General features: G+C 68.8%; 17 protein-coding genes. 11 read left to right on the forward strand and 6 right to left on the reverse strand.

Going from position 1 to position 17,436, the window contains the following annotated elements; all coding sequences use genetic code 11:
- Nucleotides 1–9: 9 nt before the first annotated feature.
- The 5 genes from AC2DFQ_RS12595 to AC2DFQ_RS12615 form a co-directional block, all read right to left on the reverse strand.
- The gene (locus AC2DFQ_RS12595) at nucleotides 10–912 is read right to left on the reverse strand and encodes a prepilin peptidase (RefSeq protein ID WP_484534131.1); all 903 of its coding nucleotides are present in this window, start codon (nucleotides 910–912) and stop codon (nucleotides 10–12) included.
- Nucleotides 909–2,519 (reverse strand): hypothetical protein, encoded by a 1,611-nt coding sequence (locus AC2DFQ_RS12600; RefSeq protein ID WP_484507699.1) that lies wholly within the window; start codon nucleotides 2,517–2,519, stop codon nucleotides 909–911. Before AC2DFQ_RS12600 ends, AC2DFQ_RS12595 begins: the two co-directional genes overlap by 4 nt.
- A complete protein-coding gene (locus AC2DFQ_RS12605) occupies nucleotides 2,516–3,160 on the reverse strand; it encodes a PilW family protein (RefSeq protein WP_484534132.1) in 645 nt (214 codons plus the stop codon). The genes AC2DFQ_RS12600 and AC2DFQ_RS12605 overlap by 4 nt, the downstream gene beginning before the upstream one ends.
- Entirely contained in the window at nucleotides 3,157–3,585 is a 429-nt protein-coding gene (locus tag AC2DFQ_RS12610) for a type IV pilus modification PilV family protein (RefSeq protein WP_484534133.1), read from the reverse strand. Before AC2DFQ_RS12610 ends, AC2DFQ_RS12605 begins: the two co-directional genes overlap by 4 nt.
- Before the next feature lie 82 nt (nucleotides 3,586–3,667).
- The gene (locus AC2DFQ_RS12615) at nucleotides 3,668–4,069 is read right to left on the reverse strand and encodes a type II secretion system protein (RefSeq protein ID WP_484534134.1); all 402 of its coding nucleotides are present in this window, start codon (nucleotides 4,067–4,069) and stop codon (nucleotides 3,668–3,670) included.
- A gap of 334 nt (nucleotides 4,070–4,403) precedes the next feature.
- Here AC2DFQ_RS12615 and dnaK point away from each other — a divergent pair, with 334 nt between their 5' ends.
- The 10 genes from dnaK to AC2DFQ_RS12665 all read left to right on the forward strand — a co-directional run bounded on the left by dnaK (nucleotide 4,404) and on the right by AC2DFQ_RS12665 (nucleotide 15,467).
- Nucleotides 4,404–6,293 carry a molecular chaperone DnaK gene (gene dnaK, locus AC2DFQ_RS12620; protein ID WP_484534135.1) on the forward strand — a complete coding sequence of 630 codons (1,890 nt, stop codon included), beginning with the start codon at nucleotides 4,404–4,406 and terminating at the stop codon, nucleotides 6,291–6,293.
- Between the two features lie 9 nt (nucleotides 6,294–6,302).
- Nucleotides 6,303–6,971: a nucleotide exchange factor GrpE gene (locus tag AC2DFQ_RS12625; RefSeq protein WP_484534136.1), complete on the forward strand. Its 669-nt coding sequence runs from the start codon at nucleotides 6,303–6,305 to the stop codon at nucleotides 6,969–6,971.
- Between the two features lie 8 nt (nucleotides 6,972–6,979).
- Nucleotides 6,980–7,972, forward strand: a complete 993-nt coding sequence (locus AC2DFQ_RS12630) for a DnaJ C-terminal domain-containing protein (protein WP_484507705.1) — start codon at nucleotides 6,980–6,982, stop codon at nucleotides 7,970–7,972.
- Nucleotides 7,973–7,993: 21 nt separating this feature from the next.
- Nucleotides 7,994–8,452: a heat shock protein transcriptional repressor HspR gene (locus tag AC2DFQ_RS12635; RefSeq protein WP_484534137.1), complete on the forward strand. Its 459-nt coding sequence runs from the start codon at nucleotides 7,994–7,996 to the stop codon at nucleotides 8,450–8,452.
- A gap of 256 nt (nucleotides 8,453–8,708) precedes the next feature.
- Nucleotides 8,709–9,914 carry an ROK family transcriptional regulator gene (locus AC2DFQ_RS12640; RefSeq protein ID WP_484534138.1) on the forward strand — a complete coding sequence of 402 codons (1,206 nt, stop codon included), beginning with the start codon at nucleotides 8,709–8,711 and terminating at the stop codon, nucleotides 9,912–9,914.
- The gene (locus AC2DFQ_RS12645; RefSeq protein ID WP_484534139.1) at nucleotides 9,911–10,852 is read left to right on the forward strand and encodes an ABC transporter permease; all 942 of its coding nucleotides are present in this window, start codon (nucleotides 9,911–9,913) and stop codon (nucleotides 10,850–10,852) included. Before AC2DFQ_RS12640 ends, AC2DFQ_RS12645 begins: the two co-directional genes overlap by 4 nt.
- A 42-nt stretch (nucleotides 10,853–10,894) precedes the next feature.
- Complete coding sequence (locus tag AC2DFQ_RS12650; protein ID WP_484534140.1) at nucleotides 10,895–11,878, forward strand: sugar ABC transporter substrate-binding protein; 984 nt, start codon at nucleotides 10,895–10,897, stop codon at nucleotides 11,876–11,878.
- Nucleotides 11,879–11,903: 25 nt separating this feature from the next.
- The gene (locus AC2DFQ_RS12655) at nucleotides 11,904–13,409 is read left to right on the forward strand and encodes a sugar ABC transporter ATP-binding protein (RefSeq protein WP_484534141.1); all 1,506 of its coding nucleotides are present in this window, start codon (nucleotides 11,904–11,906) and stop codon (nucleotides 13,407–13,409) included.
- Nucleotide 13,410: 1 nt separating this feature from the next.
- Nucleotides 13,411–14,700, forward strand: a complete 1,290-nt coding sequence (locus tag AC2DFQ_RS12660; protein ID WP_484534142.1) for a hypothetical protein — start codon at nucleotides 13,411–13,413, stop codon at nucleotides 14,698–14,700.
- Nucleotides 14,697–15,467, forward strand: a complete 771-nt coding sequence (locus tag AC2DFQ_RS12665; protein ID WP_484534348.1) for a glucosamine-6-phosphate deaminase — start codon at nucleotides 14,697–14,699, stop codon at nucleotides 15,465–15,467. The genes AC2DFQ_RS12660 and AC2DFQ_RS12665 overlap by 4 nt, the downstream gene beginning before the upstream one ends.
- A 269-nt stretch (nucleotides 15,468–15,736) precedes the next feature.
- Here AC2DFQ_RS12665 and AC2DFQ_RS12670 read toward each other — a convergent pair whose 3' ends face one another.
- On the reverse strand, nucleotides 15,737–16,687 hold the full coding sequence (locus tag AC2DFQ_RS12670; RefSeq protein WP_484507707.1) for a sugar-binding transcriptional regulator: 951 nt from the start codon (nucleotides 16,685–16,687) through the stop codon (nucleotides 15,737–15,739).
- A 150-nt stretch (nucleotides 16,688–16,837) separates the two neighbouring features.
- Between AC2DFQ_RS12670 and AC2DFQ_RS12675 the strand changes: the two genes are divergently transcribed.
- A complete protein-coding gene (locus tag AC2DFQ_RS12675; RefSeq protein ID WP_484507708.1) occupies nucleotides 16,838–17,401 on the forward strand; it encodes a phosphoheptose isomerase family protein in 564 nt (187 codons plus the stop codon).
- Nucleotides 17,402–17,436: the final 35 nt, after the last annotated feature.

A 17,436-nucleotide genomic window follows, 5' to 3' on the forward strand; every position in this document is an offset into this window, starting at 1 on the left:
TCGCCTCCCTCACAGCGCCGGGTACAGGGATGCGTACGACTGCCCGAGCACGTCGCCGGCGAACAGGCCCACCCACGCGCCGGCGACGATCCACGGGCCGAAGGGGATGGCCGAGCGCCGGCCGGCCCGACGCCCGAGCAGCAGGGCGATGCCGAACACGCCGCCGAGCACGAACGCGGCGAAGGCCCCGATCAGCAGCGGCCACCAGCCGAGCCACGCCAGCATGAGCCCCACCACCGCGGCCAGCCGGACATCGCCCCCGCCCATGCCGTCAGGGCGCACGAGGCGCAGGATCCCGTAGAACGTATAGAGCGCGCCGGCGCCGATCACGGCGCGGGCGAATGCCCAGCCGTCCGCGCCGAGCACGCACGCGACGGCGAGGAAGCCGGCGCAGACCACGAGCGTCGTGGAGGTGATCGCGTGGGGGAGGCGACGAGTGTCGAGGTCGATGGCGGTGAGGACGATCCCGGCGGCGGCGAACCAGAGGTACGCCGCGAGCACGCCCAGCTGGGCGGTGACCGGCCCGGCGAAGGGCTGCGCCCCGGCCAGCACGCCCAGCACATCCGCACCGGCGTTCGGCGTCGGCGGCGTCCCGCCGGTCAGACCGGTCGACACCGCCCACCACACGGCCACCCCGGCGAAGACGACGCCGGTCGCGAGCTCGACCAGCGGGTAGCGCACGGGGATGGCGGTGGCGCACGAGGCGCAGCGCCCGCGCAGCGCGAGCCACGACAGCAGCGGCACGTTCTGCCACCACCGCACCGGCGCGTCGCAGGCCGGGCAGCGGCTCTCGCGCAGCAGCGAGACGCCGGCGGGCACGCGGTACGCCACGACGTTGAGGAACGACCCGATCACGAGACCGAAGACGCCCGCGACCACGGCGACGAAGACGAGGAGGGGCGCGGAGGTCACGGTGTCCCCACATCCCGGCGCGACACGACGGCGCCGAGGGTGTAGTCGCCCGTCTCCACGACGACCGGGGTGCCGCCGTAGCCGCCGTCCGGTGCCGGCATGCCCGGAAGGCTCATGAGCTCCCCCTTGATCGTGATCTGGCCGCCGGAGTTGAAGCCGTTCGTGTAGAGCGAGCCGAGCAGCACGCCGCCGCCCGACACCGACAGCCGGCAGGGCGTGTAGATGAGCGAGCGCACGCCGTCGAGGTTGGCGCCGTTCGTGTCGAAGTTCGTCGCCGTCGCACCGGCCGGGCAACTGGGTTTGTCGTCGTCCACGGTGTCTTCGGTGATGAACCAGACCCGAGGCTGGGCCCCGGCGGCCGACTTCATCGTCAGACCGGTGGTGTTGTACTTCTTCGCCAGGAGCACGACGTGCGAGGCCTTGAGCACCGGTGACGGGTTGCCGCCGGCGTTGGAGGTCAGCTGGGCGCACGCGCGCGCGTCGACGACGACGGTGCCGGTGTAGTTGGCGAGGTCTTTCCAGCCCTGGTTGGCGAACGTGCCGTTGTTCTCGTTGAAGTACCGGCACGACGTGGTGCTCATGTCGGAGACGTTCCGCAGGGTGATGACGGCGGCGCCCGGCCAGTCCGAGGATTTGTACGCGTAATCGAACCAGCCGGGCAGCGTCGGCGGCGGAACGGCGGGTATCGCGCCGCTCTGGATGACGCCGCCCTCGACGCGTCCGCCGTTGATGGAGGGTGTCTGACCGGTCGGGAGGGTCAGCTTCCCCTCCACGACACGGTTGTTGACCGTGACGGCTCCGCGGGCGATCACGTCGGCGTGCATACGTGCCCCGCTCCACAGCAGGTCGAGCGCACCGCCGACGCGCACGGTCGACAGGGGAGAGCCGGCCGCGCCTCCGATGCTGCTGTTGATGCGGGAGGTCCCCGTACCGGCGGCGGTGATGTCGCCGGCCACCGTGGTGGCGCCGCCGTTGAAGGTCACCGTTCCTCCGGCGTAGATGTCGCCGGTGACGTTGCAGCCGTCGGAGGAGGTCACATCGCCGCCGACGATGAGGTTGCCGGGGATACCGAGGCGGCAGCCGAAGGGGCCCTTCACCGACACGAGCTGGGGTTCGTTGCTGCCGTGAGCGAGGAGCGTAACCTGCCCCATGGTCGAGCCCTCGTACAGCACCAGCCCCACCGGCGTGAGGGACGGGTCGACCACCTCGGCTGTCTCGGCGACGAGGGAGTACACGGTGCGGACGGTGGCGGATGCTCCGGCCGCCGTGCCCGTCGCGGTCAGGGTCGCCGTCGTGCGGGCGCCGTTGCACACGACGGTCGCGGTGTAGTTCGCCCCACCGCCGTTCCCGGGAAGGGACCCGGCGGGAACGGCGGTGGCGCACACGTCGCCGGTCTTGGCGGCGGCGACGGCCGCGGCCATCCCCGCGTCGGCGGCGGCCTGGGCCTGGAGACTTCCGCGGACGCCGGCCGCGCTGCGGGTGGTGTTGACGACGGCGGCCGAGAGGGTGACGGTGAGAAGTCCCAGCACCAGGGCGATCACGATCACCGAGATGAGGGCGGCGCCGCGGTCATCGTCCACCGGAGCCTGACGGGCGGGGCGGCTCACCAGCATCGGATCGGCGCTCCGTTCTGGTGCGCCCGCGCGACGGCGGAGCCGGCCACCGAGGCGAGGCTCCGCTCGTTCAGCTGCGGCTGCTCGGCGGCGGCGATCGTGAGATTCCACGACAGGCGGCTCCCGTCGACGGTGAAGTACGGCTGAGGCGACCCCGCGGCGTTGGTGGCGGGCCGGGCATGGTCGGCCAACACGCCCCATGTCGCGGCAGGGGCGGGGACGGCCGCCGTGGCGCCGAGGCCCGGATAGGTGCGCGTGCGCACCTCGAACCGCCCGTCCGCACCGGCGCGGCGGCCGGCCGCATCCCAGGTCTGGAGATCGACGACAGCCCAGGCCCGGCATTCCCAGCCCGAGGCGCCGGTGGCCACGCGCGCACGGACGACCGTGCCGCCGCCCGCGGTCGCCGTCACCGAGACCGCGGAGGCGTTGCGCACGCTCGTGGTGAGCGAGGTGCTGATCGCCTGGACCCGGCCCGTGGCGAGGTCGCGATCCCGCGTGGCGGCGTTGGCCTGCAGAGTGGTCACGAAGATCGTCGCCACCACCCCGAGCAGTACGGCGCTCACGAAGACGGTGATGAGCAGCTCGACGAGGGTGAGGCCCGCGTGGGCGTCGAGCGGCTCCGAGGGGGCGGTCACGGCGCGGTCACCACGATCTTGGTCGCCATCGTGACCACGGCCGCGGTCGCGTCGGATGCGTCGGGGTCGCGCACGACGGCGGTGACGGTGAGGGCGGCGGGGTAGGCCGCCGGGCACGCGGCCGCCGAGATGTCCGCGACCAGGCCGGAGGCGGCGGGGTCGGGGACAGCGGTGCGGGCGGTGCCCCGCACCTCGGCGCACGAGTTCGCGGACTCATCGGGGAAACGCGCCCGGACGCCGGCGAGTTGGCCGGAGGCGAAGGCATCGGCGGCGACGGCGTCGCGGTTGCCCGCGCTCAGCTTCGTCGCCTGGAGGGCCAGCGGCAGGATCGCCATGGCGATCACGGCGAACAGCAGCATCGCGATCACGACCTCGACGAGGCCGATGCCGTCGTCGAGGTCGGGAACACGGGGTTCGCCGCGCATGCGCTGCGTCCTTCGGGGGAGGGGGATGAGGAACGGCCGGGCCGACGTCTGGGGCGTCGGCCCGGCCGGGGTGGGCTCTGGGCTAGCAGCCCGGACCGGAAGTGGCCGTATCTAGGTCGGTGGCCGCGCCCGTGACACAGAAGTTGTCTACCCCGAGTGTCTCGCCTGTCGGAGGAGCCACAGTAAGTGTGAGACCCGGAAGTTCGTCCACACTGTCGGCCGCGAGGGCTGTGAGAGCGGTTTGTACGGCCGCCGGCGTTGCCCCGGACTGCGCGAGGTCCGCCGCAGTCTGAGAAGCCCCGTTGGCCGTGATCGTTTCAAGAGAGCTCTGGCGGGCCTGACCCTGCAGGCCCATGAACACGGGCACCGCGATCGCGGCGAGGATGCCGAGGATCACGACGACGACGATGAGCTCGATGAGCGAGAAGCCGGACTCGCCGGTCTCCTCTTTGCGACGCTTGAGGGCGTCCAGGTAATTCTTCATAGGGGTTCTCCGATGCTGGGGCGAGATTCCGGGTGCGAGAGGTCGGTCTCCCGCTCTTCCCACCATGACGGCAGCACCTCAGGTCGCCGATACCCTCCGGTCAGTCGTTCCTCAGCGTTGCCTCAGGTCGAATGTCGCTGACGCAGGCGACGAAGTTGAGCCGATTCATATCAAGTTCATTTGACATGCCTTGGCGGTGCCCGGTAACCTTGAGTCATCGCGGCTCAACCCATCGACGACCCCCGGAGTCACTCCGAATCGTCGAGGAGTCGCACCAAGATTTCACCACCACGAGCCGCCGCATCCGGCGGTTCATACGAAGGAGAGAACACATATGCCCCGTGCAGTGGGAATCGACCTCGGTACGACCAACTCGGTCGTGAGCGTCCTCGAAGGCGGCGAGCCGAAGGTCATCGCGAACGCCGAGGGTTTCCGCACGACCCCCTCGGTCGTCGCATTCACGAAGGACGGCGAGGTCCTCGTCGGTGAGACGGCCAAGCGCCAGGCCGTCACGAACGTCGACCGCACCGTCTCCAGCGTCAAGCGCCACATGGGCACCACGTGGACGTTCGACGTCGACGGCAAGAAGTGGACGCCGCAGGAGATCTCCGCGCGCATCCTCCAGAAGCTCAAGCGCGACGCCGAGGAGTACCTGGGTGACGCGGTCACCGACGCCGTCATCACGGTGCCGGCGTACTTCAACGACGCCGAGCGCCAGGCCACCAAGGAAGCCGGCGAGATCGCCGGCCTGAACGTCCTCCGCATCATCAACGAGCCCACCGCCGCCGCACTCGCGTACGGCCTGGACAAGGGCAAGGAGGACGAGCTCATCCTCGTCTTCGACCTCGGTGGCGGAACGTTCGACGTGTCGCTGCTCGAGGTGGGCAAGGACGACGACTTCTCCACGATCCAGGTGCGCTCCACCGCCGGTGACAACCGCCTCGGTGGTGACGACTGGGACCAGCGCCTCGTCGAGTACTTCATCAAGCAGTTCAAGGACACCACCGGTGTCGACGTCTCCGGCGACAAGATCGCGCTGCAGCGCCTCAAGGAGGCCGCTGAGCAGGCGAAGAAGGAGCTGTCCAGCTCCACGTCCACCAGCGTCAACTTGCCGTACCTGTCGCTGACCGAATCCGGTCCGGTGTCGCTGAGCGAAACCATCACGCGCGCGAAGTTCGAGGACCTCACGAAGGACCTGCTCGACCGCACGAAGAAGCCGTTCGAAGACGTCATCCGCGAGGCCGGCGTCAAGGTCGAAGACATCGCGCACGTCGTCCTCGTGGGCGGCTCGACGCGTATGCCCGCCGTCGCCGAACTCGTCAAGCGCGAGGCCGGCAAGGAGGCCAACAAGGGCGTCAACCCGGATGAGGTCGTCGCCGTTGGCGCCGCGCTCCAGGCCGGCGTCCTGAAGGGCGAGCGCAAGGACGTCCTCCTCATCGACGTCACCCCCCTGAGCCTCGGTATCGAGACCAAGGGCGGCATCATGACGAAGCTCATCGAGCGCAACACCGCCATCCCGACCAAGCGGAGCGAGACCTTCACCACCGCCGACGACAACCAGCCGTCGGTCGCGATCCAGGTCTTCCAGGGCGAGCGCGAGTTCACCCGCGACAACAAGCCGCTCGGCACGTTCGAGCTGACCGGCATCGCCCCGGCCCCCCGCGGCATCCCGCAGGTCGAGGTCACCTTCGACATCGACGCGAACGGCATCGTCCATGTCTCGGCGAAGGACAAGGGCACCGGCAAGGAGCAGTCGATGACGATCACCGGCGGCTCGTCGCTGGCCAAGGACGACATCGAGCGGATGGTGCGCGAGGCCGAGGAGCACGCTGCCGAGGACAAGAAGCGTCGCGAGTCCGCCGAGACCCGCAACCAGGCCGAGACCCTGTCGTACTCGGTGGACAAGCTCCTCAAGGACAACGACGACAAGCTGCCCGCCGAGGTCAAGACGTCGGTGCAGGCCGACGTCGACGCCCTCAAGTCGGCGCTCGCCGGCGAGGATGACGACGCCGTGAAGACGGCGTTCGACAAGCTCAGCCAGAGCCAGAGCGCGATCGGCGAGGCCATCTACGCCTCGTCGCAGCAGCAGCAGCCGACGGCGTCGGACGAGGCGCCGGCCGGCACCCCGGGAGACGGCACCACGCCCAACCCCGAGGAAGACGTGATCGACGCCGAAGTGGTCGACGACGAAGACCCTTCGACGGGCTCAGGAACCGGAAGGTAAGCAGGAGTCATGGCAGACAAGGACGACGCAACGTTCCCCGAACCGAACGAGGCTCAGGGCTCGGGCGCCGCTCCTGACGAGACGACGGGGTCGGATGCCTCGGGTGCACAGCCCGATGCGGCATCCGGCCCCGCGCCGTCGGGCGAGGCGGAGGGGCAGGACGACCTCACCATCGACGACATCCTCGGTGCTCAGCAGACCGCCGAGGCCGCGGCCGAGGGCCAGCGGATCGACGCCGGCCAAGGTTCGTCCATCGACGATCTCGAGTCGACCCTCCTCAGCGACCTCAAGCGGCTTCAGGCGGAGTACGCGAACTATCGCCGTCGCACCGAGGACCAGCGCGAGCGGGAGATCGAGCGCGCCAAGGGCGAGGCCGCCAAGGGCCTGGTCCCCGTGCTGGATGACCTCGACCGCGCCGCGAAGCACGGTGACATCGAAGCCGGGACGCCGTTCGGGGCGATCGGCGAGAAGGTCCGTGCGGTGGCCGAGCGCCTGGGCGTGGTCTCCTACGGGGAGGCCGGCGAGCCGTTCGACCCGCAGCAGCACGAGGCCATCTTCCAGGCGCCCACCCCGGGTACGACCGTGCCGACGATCCTCGAGGTGGTCGAACTCGGCTACCGCCTGGGCTCCGTGGAGTTGCGACCCGCGAAGGTCGTCGTCGCCGTCCCGGCCGAGTAGGAGAAGGCATGGCGAGTCAGGATTGGTTCGACAAGGACTTCTACAAGGTCCTCGGCGTCGATAAGGACGTCAGCGCAGCCGACCTGAAGAAGACCTACCGCAAGCTTGCCCGGAAGTATCACCCGGATTCCAACCCGGGGGATGCGAAGGCGGAGGCGACGTTCAAGGACATCAGCGAGGCGTACGCCGTGCTGAACGATCCCGAACAGCGCGCCGAGTACGACCAGATCCGGGCGATGGGGTCAGGTGCCCGCTTCACAGCGGCGGGTGGCAACACCGGCGGCTTCGAGGACGTCTTCAGCGCGTTCGGGCAGGGGCGCGGAACCCGCTCCCGCGCGAGCGACGCCGGATTCGACGACTTCTTCACGATGTTCGACCAGGGCGGCGGGAGCTTCGGCTCCGGGCGGTTCGGGCAGACCAGTGGAGGCTTCCGGGGCTTCGGCGGCCCGCAGCGCGGCGCCGACGTGACGGCACGCACCACGATCGACTTCGTCACCGCGACCAAGGGCGAGACCATCTCGCTGCAGGGCGAGGACGGCAAGCCGTTCAAGGTGAAGATCCCCGCGGGGGTCTCCGACGGACAGAAGATCCGCCTCCGCGGTCGTGGCCGGCCGTCTCCCGACGGCGGCGAGGCCGGCGACATCGTCGTGCAGGTCGCTGTGCGGCCGCATCCGGTGTTCACCCGCGAGGGACTGAACCTGAGGGTGACGGTTCCGGTGACCTTCACCGAGGCCGCGCTGGGCGCGACCATCGAGGTGCCCACGCTGGGCGGAGACCCGGTGAAGCTGCGCGTGGCCCCCGGCACGCCGTCGGGGCGGGTGCTCCGCGTCAAGGGTCGCGGGGTCCACACGACCAAGGGCACCGGTGACCTCCTCGCGGAGGTTCAGGTGGTGGTGCCGTCGCACCTCGACGACGCTGCCCGTGAGGCGCTGGAGCGATTCTCCGAACTCGAGCCCCGGGAGAACCCGCGGGCCGACCTCATGGCCAAAGCTCGCGGCTGACGCGCGGAGCGGTGACGACGAATGGCTGAGAAAGAGATCGACGAGGACACGCCGATCTTCGCGATCGCCGTGGCCGCCGAACTGTCGAACATGCACCCGCAGACGCTGCGGCAGTACGATCGCATCGGGCTCGTCGTTCCCGCCCGCACGCAGGGCGGGTCGCGGCGGTACTCGACGCGGCACGTGCAGCAGTTGCGCGAGGTCGCCCGCCTCTCGGGCGAGGGCATGAGCCTCCCCGCCATCGCGCGCCTGCTCACCCTCGAGCAGCAGGTGCACGACCTGCACCGCCGCGTCTCCGACCTCGAGCGGCAACTTCTGCTCGAGCGGCAGACGCGCCCCGGCGCGCGCGTGTTCGCCGCCGGTTCGACGGGCGCGGTCGTGCCGCTGCGTCACGGTGTGCGCGTGCGGCGGGCCACCGACGTGGTGCTGTGGCGTCCGCGGCATCCCTCTTCCGACATCGAGTCGCCCGCCGACGACTGAATCCTGGCCGGTATCGCGGCTCTGACCTGACGGGGGAGCGCCTGGCGCCCAACTGCTCCTCAGTGGCCCCGAGGCGAGTACGGCCGCGTCGAGCGTATCCATTCGTCCAGCGGCTGACTGCCCTGTACGACGAGCTCCCCCACTAGTCGGTCGTCTCCTTGTTCATCGCGGATGGGGGATGATTCCGGATGCTGGACGACGTACCCCTCGCGTCCTGCTATCATGCATTTATTCCACTCTGAAAGGAATAAATTACATGCGGCATGACGCCCTCGGCGAGATCAACGAGTTCCTCGTTGTCGACTACCTGCGCGGGCAACTCAGTGCGACCCGTGCCGAGCTCGCCGAGTCGCTCCAGCTGTCGCTCGCCACGATCAGCCGCATCGTCGCTCGCCTGCTCGACCGTGGCCTCGTAGCGGAAGAGCCCGCCACCACCACGGCCGGCCCCGGGCGGCCGTCGACGGTTCTGAAGCTCGTGCTGGACCGCATTGCCGTCGTCGGAATCGACCTGGGTGGCACGAAGTGTCACGGCGCCCTCAGCAGCATCAGCGGCGTCGTACTAGACGAGCAGATCGTCACCGTCGCCGACGCCGGAGGCGCGTTCGCCGCGCTCAAGTGGATGTGGAGCACGCTCGCGGAGAAGGCGTCGGAGCGCAACATCGCGGTCGGTTCGCTCGCCGTCGGCATCCCCGCCGTGATCGATCCCGACACGAATCTCGCCACTCGGGGTCCCAACGTCGGCTGGGACGGATTCGACCTGAAGGGCGGTATCGAGGCCTTCGGCGTTCCGTTCGTCGTCGACAACGACGTGAACCTCGCCGCTATCGCCGAGGGCGAGGTCGGCCAAGCGGTCGGCCTGCGGGACTTCCTCCTGCTGTCCATCGGCACCGGGCTCGGCTCGGCGATCGTCAGCAATGGCAACCTCATCCGTGGCCGTCACAACGCTGCGGGTGAGATTGGGGTCATGCTCCCGAACACCGCCATGCTCGAAGACGTTCGCACTTCGCAGGTCGGTGGGCTTGAAGATGTTCTCAGCGGTGGCGCCATCGCGCGGCGGGCGGCCCAGCTCGTCGCTGAAGACAAGGCCGCCCTCGCCGAGCTCGGCGAGACGCCCACGGCGAAAAGCGTGATCGAGGGGGCGCTCGCCGGTCAGCAGCATGCTCGCCGCCTGATCGACGCCGTCGTCGAGGCGCTTGCACTCGCCGTTATCAACACGGTGTCGGTGACCGACCCGGAGGTCGTCATACTCGACGGCAGCGTCGGTCGAGCCCTCGCGCCATTCTTCGACGAGGTCCACGCCCTCGTCAGCAACCACGTGCTGACGCCGCCGCGGCTCACGGCGTCGGCTATCGGCCCAAACTCGACCGTCCGCGGCGCGATCTCCGCCGCGATCCAGCACCTTCGTCGTCTCGACGCTCCTGCGTCGCTGACGCCGCTGATCTCTGAAGGAGACCGCCGGTGAACCGCGTCCTCTCGTGGGTGTCTCAGCACGCCCTGCTCGTCGTGTTCTTCGTCCTCGTGATCGTTCTGGCCATTGCGTCGCCGACGTTCCGTACGCCGGCGAACCTCATCAATATCGTCGAGCAGCAGTCGATCATCGGCGTCGTAGCGTGCGGCATGCTGCTGATGATCATGCTCGGCGGGTTCGACCTGTCCGTCGGCGCGGCCGGCGCCGCGACGTCCGTGCTTGCAGCAGCGGTCATGGCATCCTCCGGCATCTTCGTCGGGGTGCTCGCAGCCCTGGCGCTGGGCGCGGTCATCGGCCTGGCAAACGGCTGGCTCGTGGCCACGCTAGGTATCAACCCGTTCGTCGTCACGCTCGGGATGCAGTCGCTGCTCACCGGACTGCTGTTCGTGGCGACCAACGCCAGCCCGGTCTACGGCGTCCCGCCCGAGCTGACGTTCCTCGGCCTCGGCCGGATCGGTCCCGTACCCGTCGCGGCTCTCGTCTTCCTCGTCGTCGCGCTGCTCGTGTGGGCGCTGCTGAAGTTCACGACCTTCGGACACCACATCTACGCAGTGGGCGGGTCGAAGGAGGCGAGCCGCCTGGCCGGTCTCCCCGTAACCCGCACGACAATCCTCGTCTACACCATCGGCGCACTGCTCGCCGCCGTGGGCGGACTTATCCTTCTCGGCCAGACCGCGGTCGGCCAGCCGTCGGCCGCCGCGAGTTGGCCACTGTCGGCGATCGCCGCGGTCGCCATCGCGGGTGTGCCGCTCACCGGCGGCAGCGGTTCGGTCGGCCCTGTCGTGGTCGGCACCCTGCTGCTGGGCACCATTTCCAACGGCCTTAACCAGTTTGGCACGTCGCCCTACTGGCAGCCGGCTATCACTGGCGCCGTGATCATCATCGCCGTCGGGCTGGACACTGTCCAGCGGCGCCGCCGAGCCAGCGCTTAACACCAGATCTGCTCCACCACACCCACCCGAAAGGAAACCGCAATGGTACGCATTCGCTCGCGCGCCGGCATCGCCGCCGCCACCGCGGCACTGGTCGCACTCGCATTCACCGGCTGCGCCGCCGAGACCGACTCGACCGACACTTCGTCGGAGGACGACTCATTGGTCATCGGCTCGATGATCTGGAACACTTCCGTCCCGTTCTACTCGAACTTCATCGCGGGACAGCAGGAAATGGCCGAGGAGCTGGGCGTTGAGCTCAAGCTCGTCAACGGCAACGGAGACGTCGGCACCGAGGTGTCGGCCGTGCAGCAACTCATCACACAGGGCGTCGACGCCATCCTCATCACCGCGTCCGACGCAAAGGCGATCGCCGCTGTGGCGACGCAGGCCGTGAAAGCCGGTATCCCCGTTTTCGCCGTGAACAACCGTGTCGACGATAGCGTCGACACGGTCACCTTCATCGGTGCAGACGACGTGGAATTCGGCCGTCAGCAGGCGAACCTGGTCCTGCAGGAACTCGGCGAAGAGGCGAACGTCGCCTACATGATGGGCTCGCTCGGCACGTCGGCCCAGCTGCTGCGCAAGCAGGGCTTCGACGAGGTCGTGGCTCAGCACCCCGGCATCAAGGTCGTCGTCGAGGGCACCTCGAACTGGGATGCCGCGGAGGCGCTGTCGGTGACCCAGGACTGGCTCAACAAGTACCCCGCAGGGGAGCTCGACGCTATCGTGGCGCAGGGTCCCGAGGCGGCGAATGCGGCCAAGTACGCGAAGGATCAGGGCCGCGACGACATCGCGTTCGTCCTCGGCGACTACCCGCTCGACGTCCGCACCGCGATCGAAGCGGGCTACGTCCTCGGCACGGTCAACCAAGATCCCAAGCCGCAGGGCACCCGCTCGGTCGAGGCGGCCGTGCAGTGGCTCAAGGGCGAGGAAGACAAGGTTACGCAGCCCAATGAGTACCTTGAGCTGCCGATCGTGACGATCGACAACGTCGCCGACCACCCCGCCGCCTGGGGCGAGTGAACCGAGTAGAGACGGATACGCCGACATGAGTGAGCCCACGGGCGTGTGGTTGACCGCGCGAGACATCAGAAAGTCGTTCGCCGGGCGGGAGATCCTGCACGGTGTTGATTTCGAGGTCGACCGCGGTTCGGTCCACGCGCTCGTGGGTCACAACGGCGCCGGCAAGAGCACCCTCATCAAGGTGCTCGCCGGCATGTATCCCGACCACGCCGGTAGCGTCTCGGTCGGCGGGCGTCAGGTCGACCTCTCGTCGCCTCGCGCCTCCGCTGCGGCGGGGATCGCCGTCATCCACCAGGAGTTCTCCCTGGTGCCCCAGTTCACCGCCGCCCAGAACATCTACCTCGGGCGCGAACCCCGCAAAGGCGGGATCGTGCGGCACCGCCGGCTCGCCCGTCAAGCGAGTGAGTTCCTCGACGGCATCCGGCTGTCGATCCCTCAGGGGATCCCGGTGTCCCGCCTCAGCGTCGCCCACCAGCAACTCACCGAAATCGCCAAGGCGCTCGCTGCGGGCGCCGAAGTGCTCATCATGGATGAGCCAACGTCGCGCCTTGCGCCAGCAGAGCGGGAGGCCCTGTTCGGGATCATCCGCCGCCTGACCTCGGAGGGCGTCGCGGTGATCTACATCAGCCACTTCCTCAAAGAGGTGCTCGACATCTCCGATCGTGTGACGGTGCTGCGCAACGGTGCCGTGGCGGCGGCGGGACACGCCTCCGAGTTCACTGTCGGGAGCTTGGCTGACTTCATAATCGGCGACACGGAGCGCACCCAGCGCGCCGTCCGGGCTGCCGAGCGGGCCGGCGACCCCGTGCTCGAGGTCGACGACTTCGCCCAAGTCGGTCGTCCGGGCAGCAGCCTGACGGTGCGCGCCGGAGAAGTTGTCGGTATCGCAGGCCTGGTGGGATCGGGCCGCTCCTCTCTGCTCGAAGCGATCGCGGGAGCCCGGCCCTCGCACGGCCGCATGCGCGTCGGCGGCGCCGCCGTCGTCCCGCGCACACCCGCCGTGGCGTCCGCTGCAGGCATTGTGCTCGTCCCCGAAGATCGCAAGCATCGCGGGCTGGTCATGCAGCAGGGCGTCGCGCAGAACGTCGTGCTGTCCGCCCTGTCGCGCCGGTTCTCACGCTTCGGTTTCGTGCGCTCACGCCGCGTGTCGCATGCAGCCGAATCCGCCATCCGCACATTCCGCATCGTTGTGAATGACCCTTCGGCTCCCGTCGCCGGGTTGTCGGGCGGCAATCAGCAGAAGGTGCTGCTGGCGCGCGCCACCGAGACGGCGCCGCGCGTGCTGCTCTTCGACCAGCCCACAGCGGGTGTCGACATCGGGGCGAAGAACGAGATCTACGGGCACATCGACAACCTCGCGGAGGGTGGCGCGGCGTGCCTGGTGACCAGCGACGAGATCGAGGAGTTGCTGGCCATCTGCGACAGCATCGCGATAATGCGAGGCGGGCGCCTCGAGGCGCCGGTTCCGGTTGCGGGACTCGACGAAGTACGAATTCTCGCCCGGATGAGCGTTTCCGAGGAGGGCATCTGACATGGCCGGCATCCACGTGCACCACCACGATCTCGTCGACGAAGGACCCGAGGCGATCGCGTCCTGGCTCGAACGCATCGACGACTTGAGCGAGGTCTTCGTGCAGGTCAACGACATCTACGAGCGCAATCCGTCGCCCGCCGGGGTACTCGAGCGCAATCCGCGCCACGACGTGGTTCACGGACAGGGTCGCCTGCACGCCGACGTGCCGGCATCCGAGATCTCGCCCCGCTTGTGGCAGGAACGCAGCCCGGACGTAGGGTCCGACGCAGACGCGCTCACCCTTGTCGCGTCGTCGGCGATCGGCGAGCGCTACCGCATCGTGCCGTGGCTCAACATCGCCAACGGTCAGTGGAAGGGGGCCGTCGACGAGAACGGTGTCGTCGACCTGAACGGCCGCGCTGTTCCGCGCTGGTTGTGCCCCAACGGTCCCGATGTCGCGCCGATGTGGATCGCGATGATCGAGGCGCTCACGAACCGCTACGGCTACACCACCTACCTGATCGACCGCATCCGCTTCCCCGATTGGGGCGGGGAGTCGGTCGATCCCATGAACCTCCTGAGCTGCTTCTGCGTCTCATGCCGTGAGCTCATGAGCGCGGAAGGTCTCGACGAGAGTCAGGTGCGCGCCGCGCTCGGCGACCTGGTCGCCGCGGCTCGGGATGAGCGGTTCGACGATGGCGTGGCAGCGTTTGCCGCCCCTGTGCTCAAACGCTGGATGGCTTTCCGTCAGCAGTCGGTGACGCGGCTCGTGCAGTCGATCGTCGACGGCGTGCGGGCCCGCCATCCGCGGGTGGAATTGTGGCTCGATATGTGGCCACCGGCGTACGCGTGGATCCTCGGTCAGGACTATGCGGCGCTCACGGCGATCTCGCCCAAGCTCAAACACTTTCCCTACCACCGCCTCGGCGGCGGCGCGGATGTGCAGAGCCTCATCGATACGCTCGCCTCGACGCCCGCATCGCGGGAGCGCGCCTTCCGCGCGTTCGCCCGGCTCTTCGAGGTGGACTATGGGCTCAGCTACGACCAGTTCCGTTCCAACGGGTTCCCGATCGATCTCGTCGCCGATCAAAACGCACTCGTGCGCCGCGCATCGGCGCCCGGCACCTACATCTACTCCGGTGTTCAGATGTGGAACCTCCCTGCCGAGGAGCTGTACGAGGCCACCGTCGCGAGTTACGCAAGCGAGGCCGACGATGTCATCTATTACTGCTACGGCTGGGCGGCGTCCGACCTGATAGGTGCCAGCAATGGGGCCCGCGAGGCCGCGACGAAGGGCGCGAACCGCTGATGCGCGTGGTCGTGGTCTCCGACCCGTTAGAGGCGGGCGCATTGGTCGCCGACCGCATCCTCGAGCTGATCCGCCGGTCCCCGACGACCGTGCTCGGTGTAGCGACCGGCTCCACGCCCTTGCCCGTGTACACGGCGCTGTCGGAGCGGATCGAGGGCACTCCCGTTGACCGTGTGCGCGCGTTCGCGCTGGACGAGTACGTCGGGTTGCCGGCGGAGCATCCGGAGAGCTATCGGAGCGTCATCACACGCGAAGTGGCGGAGAAGGTCGGGCTGGACCCGGCCCGCGCGCACGTGCCAGACGGAGACCCGACGCGTATCGCGACAGCGGGCGAGCGCTACGAGGCGCTCCTCGCCGAGGCCGGCGGCGTCGACCTGCAGATCCTCGGTGTCGGGGCGAACGGTCACATCGGCTTCAATGAGCCGGGGTCGCCGTTCGAATCGCGTACGCGCGTGGTAGACCTCGCTGAGCAGACGGTTCTCGACAACGCCCGGTTCTTCCCGTCGGCTGACGACGTGCCGCGGCAGGCGATCACGCAGGGCATCGCGACGATCATGGCGGCGCGCGAGCTCGTGCTGCTGGCCTTCGGCGAGCAAAAGGCGGACGCCATCGCGTCCGCGGTCGAAGGGCCCGTCACCCGGGCGACGCCGGCATCCGTGTTGCAGCTCCATCCGGCGGCCACGCTGGTGATCGACGGGGCTGCCGCGTCGCGGCTGACGGGTCGCAACGCACACGTGATGATCGACCGGGCTGTCGCCGCGGCGTGACTTCGCCGCCCGCGCTCCGGGATTCCTACCGACCGAGACGGATGCGACCCGGTGGCGGCGACGGAACCGATCGGGTGCGGGCGGAGCGAACGCTTCGGCGCCGTGGTAGTCGTAAGACATCGTGCTCGAGTCGTGTGAGGTGAGGTGAGGTGAGGTGGGGTGTCGCTCGGTGATCGCGGCACCGCCCTGCCGGCACCCAGTCGCCCGCTGACGACTGGCCGGTATCGCGGCTCTTAGCGGACGTGGGGGCGCCGATGGGCGGGCGCAGGTCAGGGACGATCTCCGCCGAGGATCGCCTCCGCGAGGGCTCGGTCCGTCACGATCTCGGTCAGCAGGCCCGACCGGGTGACCGCTCGCGCAGCGCGTGCCTTCTTGGCCCCGCCGCCGACGAGGATGACGCGCGTGGTGGCCCGCAACTGTTCCTCCGTGATGGCGATGCAGCGCTCAGTGAACTCCTTGGCGATCACTCGGCCGTCGTCGTCGATGAGAAGCCCGCCGACCTCGGCCACCACACCGCGACGCTCGAGGTCCACGCGGATCTCCTCCGGCACGGTCTCGCGCAGTTGCGACTCGGGAGGAGACCAGGACCCCAGGGCGAGTACGGCCGCGTCGAGCGTGTTCATCCGTTCGAGCACGAGCGCGACGTCGCGCTGGGCCCGAAGGGCGGCTGCGGTCCTCGCATCGTCGACCACCATCGGGGTGAAGATCGAGTGGGCGGACCCCCCGGAGTTCAGCGCAACCATCCGAACCATCTCGATGGGGGAATCGGAGAGTTCTGCCCCGACGGTCCCGGTGAGCTGGACCACGGACACCTTGGGGAGGGCCGGGAGGCTGTCGGCCATGGCGCGGATCGTGCGTCCCCAGCTGACTCCGAGCGTGTCACCGGTGCGCAGCGTCCGCTGCAGGTGATCGGCCGCCGCCCCGCCGATCTGTTTCCGCACATCGTCCGGTGTGCCGTGCGCTTCCACCACCGTCGCGTGATGGAGGCCGAGATGGTCGGCGAGTCGGCGGGAAAGGTCGGGAATCACCACGCCGGCGTCATCGATCTCGATTCGGACTACCCCGAGTTCGCGGGCAAGCTCGAGAAGCCGCGCGACCTTGAATCGACTGAGGTTGAACTCCTGGGCGATTTCCACCTTGCTCGCGTCCTCGAGGAAGAACCGCCGAGCGACCGCAGCAACCAGCGCGCGGTCGGTGTTCTCCGGTGAATGCTCCTTCACGTGCCGACCCCCTCGCTCCTGCATCAGGTTAGTGCGCGCGTTTTGCGTTCGATTGCGCCCTCCCCTAATGTACTCATATGAGCGTGCTGCATGCTCATATGTGCAAATCGATGACGATCAGAGGCGACGACGCCTGAGAGGGACCACTCCATGAGCACTGCATCGCAAGACACCGCGGCCCGCGCCGTTTCGGAGGTCGGCGATCTCCTCGCCCAGGTGCCGGAGTCGACCTATGACGCCCTCATCGATGAGCTTCGAGGCGCGCGCACGATCGTGCTGCACGGCGTCGGTCGCGAAGGCCTGATGATGCGCGCACTCACGATGCGCCTCATGCATCTGGGCTTCGATGCGCATGTGCTCGGTGACATGACGGCTCCTCCCGTGCGGGAGGGGGACCTCCTCGTGGTGAGTGCCGGCCCCGGACACTTCGGGACGATCCAGGCCCTGCAGAACATCGCTCGTGACGCGGGCGCCCGCAACCTCCTGGTCACCGCCAACCCCGACGGCGCCAGCGCGGCGCTCGCCGACACCGTGATCGCGCTCCCCGGGCCGACGATGAACGAAGACCTCGAGGTGCCGTCGAGTGCCCTCCTCATGGGCAGCGTGTTCGAAGTCGTGCAGCTCTTCTTCTACGACGTGGTCGCCGCCCGGTTGAGCGCGCTGCTGAACCAAGCGCCGGAAGCGGCGCGGTTACGGCACACCAACCTCGAGTAGACCTGCCGCCCCGTCCGCGCTATCCCTCTCACCAC

The sequence above is a fragment of the Microbacterium sp. Z11_20 genome (assembly GCF_057197605.1).

Bases quoted from the DNA above. Each gene is read 5' to 3' on its own strand.
- AC2DFQ_RS12610 (WP_484534133.1), bottom strand. From the start codon at position 3,585: ATGCGCGGCGAACCCCGTGTTCCCGACCTCGACGACGGCATCGGCCTC.
- AC2DFQ_RS12615 (WP_484534134.1), bottom strand. From the start codon at position 4,069: ATGAAGAATTACCTGGACGCCCTCAAGCGTCGCAAAGAGGAGACCGGC.
- dnaK (WP_484534135.1), top strand. From the start codon at position 4,404: ATGCCCCGTGCAGTGGGAATCGACCTCGGTACGACCAACTCGGTCGTG.
- AC2DFQ_RS12625 (WP_484534136.1), top strand. From the start codon at position 6,303: ATGGCAGACAAGGACGACGCAACGTTCCCCGAACCGAACGAGGCTCAG.
- AC2DFQ_RS12630 (WP_484507705.1), top strand. From the start codon at position 6,980: ATGGCGAGTCAGGATTGGTTCGACAAGGACTTCTACAAGGTCCTCGGC.
- AC2DFQ_RS12635 (WP_484534137.1), top strand. From the start codon at position 7,994: ATGGCTGAGAAAGAGATCGACGAGGACACGCCGATCTTCGCGATCGCC.
- AC2DFQ_RS12640 (WP_484534138.1), top strand. From the start codon at position 8,709: ATGCGGCATGACGCCCTCGGCGAGATCAACGAGTTCCTCGTTGTCGAC.
- AC2DFQ_RS12650 (WP_484534140.1), top strand. From the start codon at position 10,895: ATGGTACGCATTCGCTCGCGCGCCGGCATCGCCGCCGCCACCGCGGCA.
- AC2DFQ_RS12655 (WP_484534141.1), top strand. From the start codon at position 11,904: ATGAGTGAGCCCACGGGCGTGTGGTTGACCGCGCGAGACATCAGAAAG.
- AC2DFQ_RS12660 (WP_484534142.1), top strand. From the start codon at position 13,411: ATGGCCGGCATCCACGTGCACCACCACGATCTCGTCGACGAAGGACCC.
- AC2DFQ_RS12675 (WP_484507708.1), top strand. From the start codon at position 16,838: ATGAGCACTGCATCGCAAGACACCGCGGCCCGCGCCGTTTCGGAGGTC.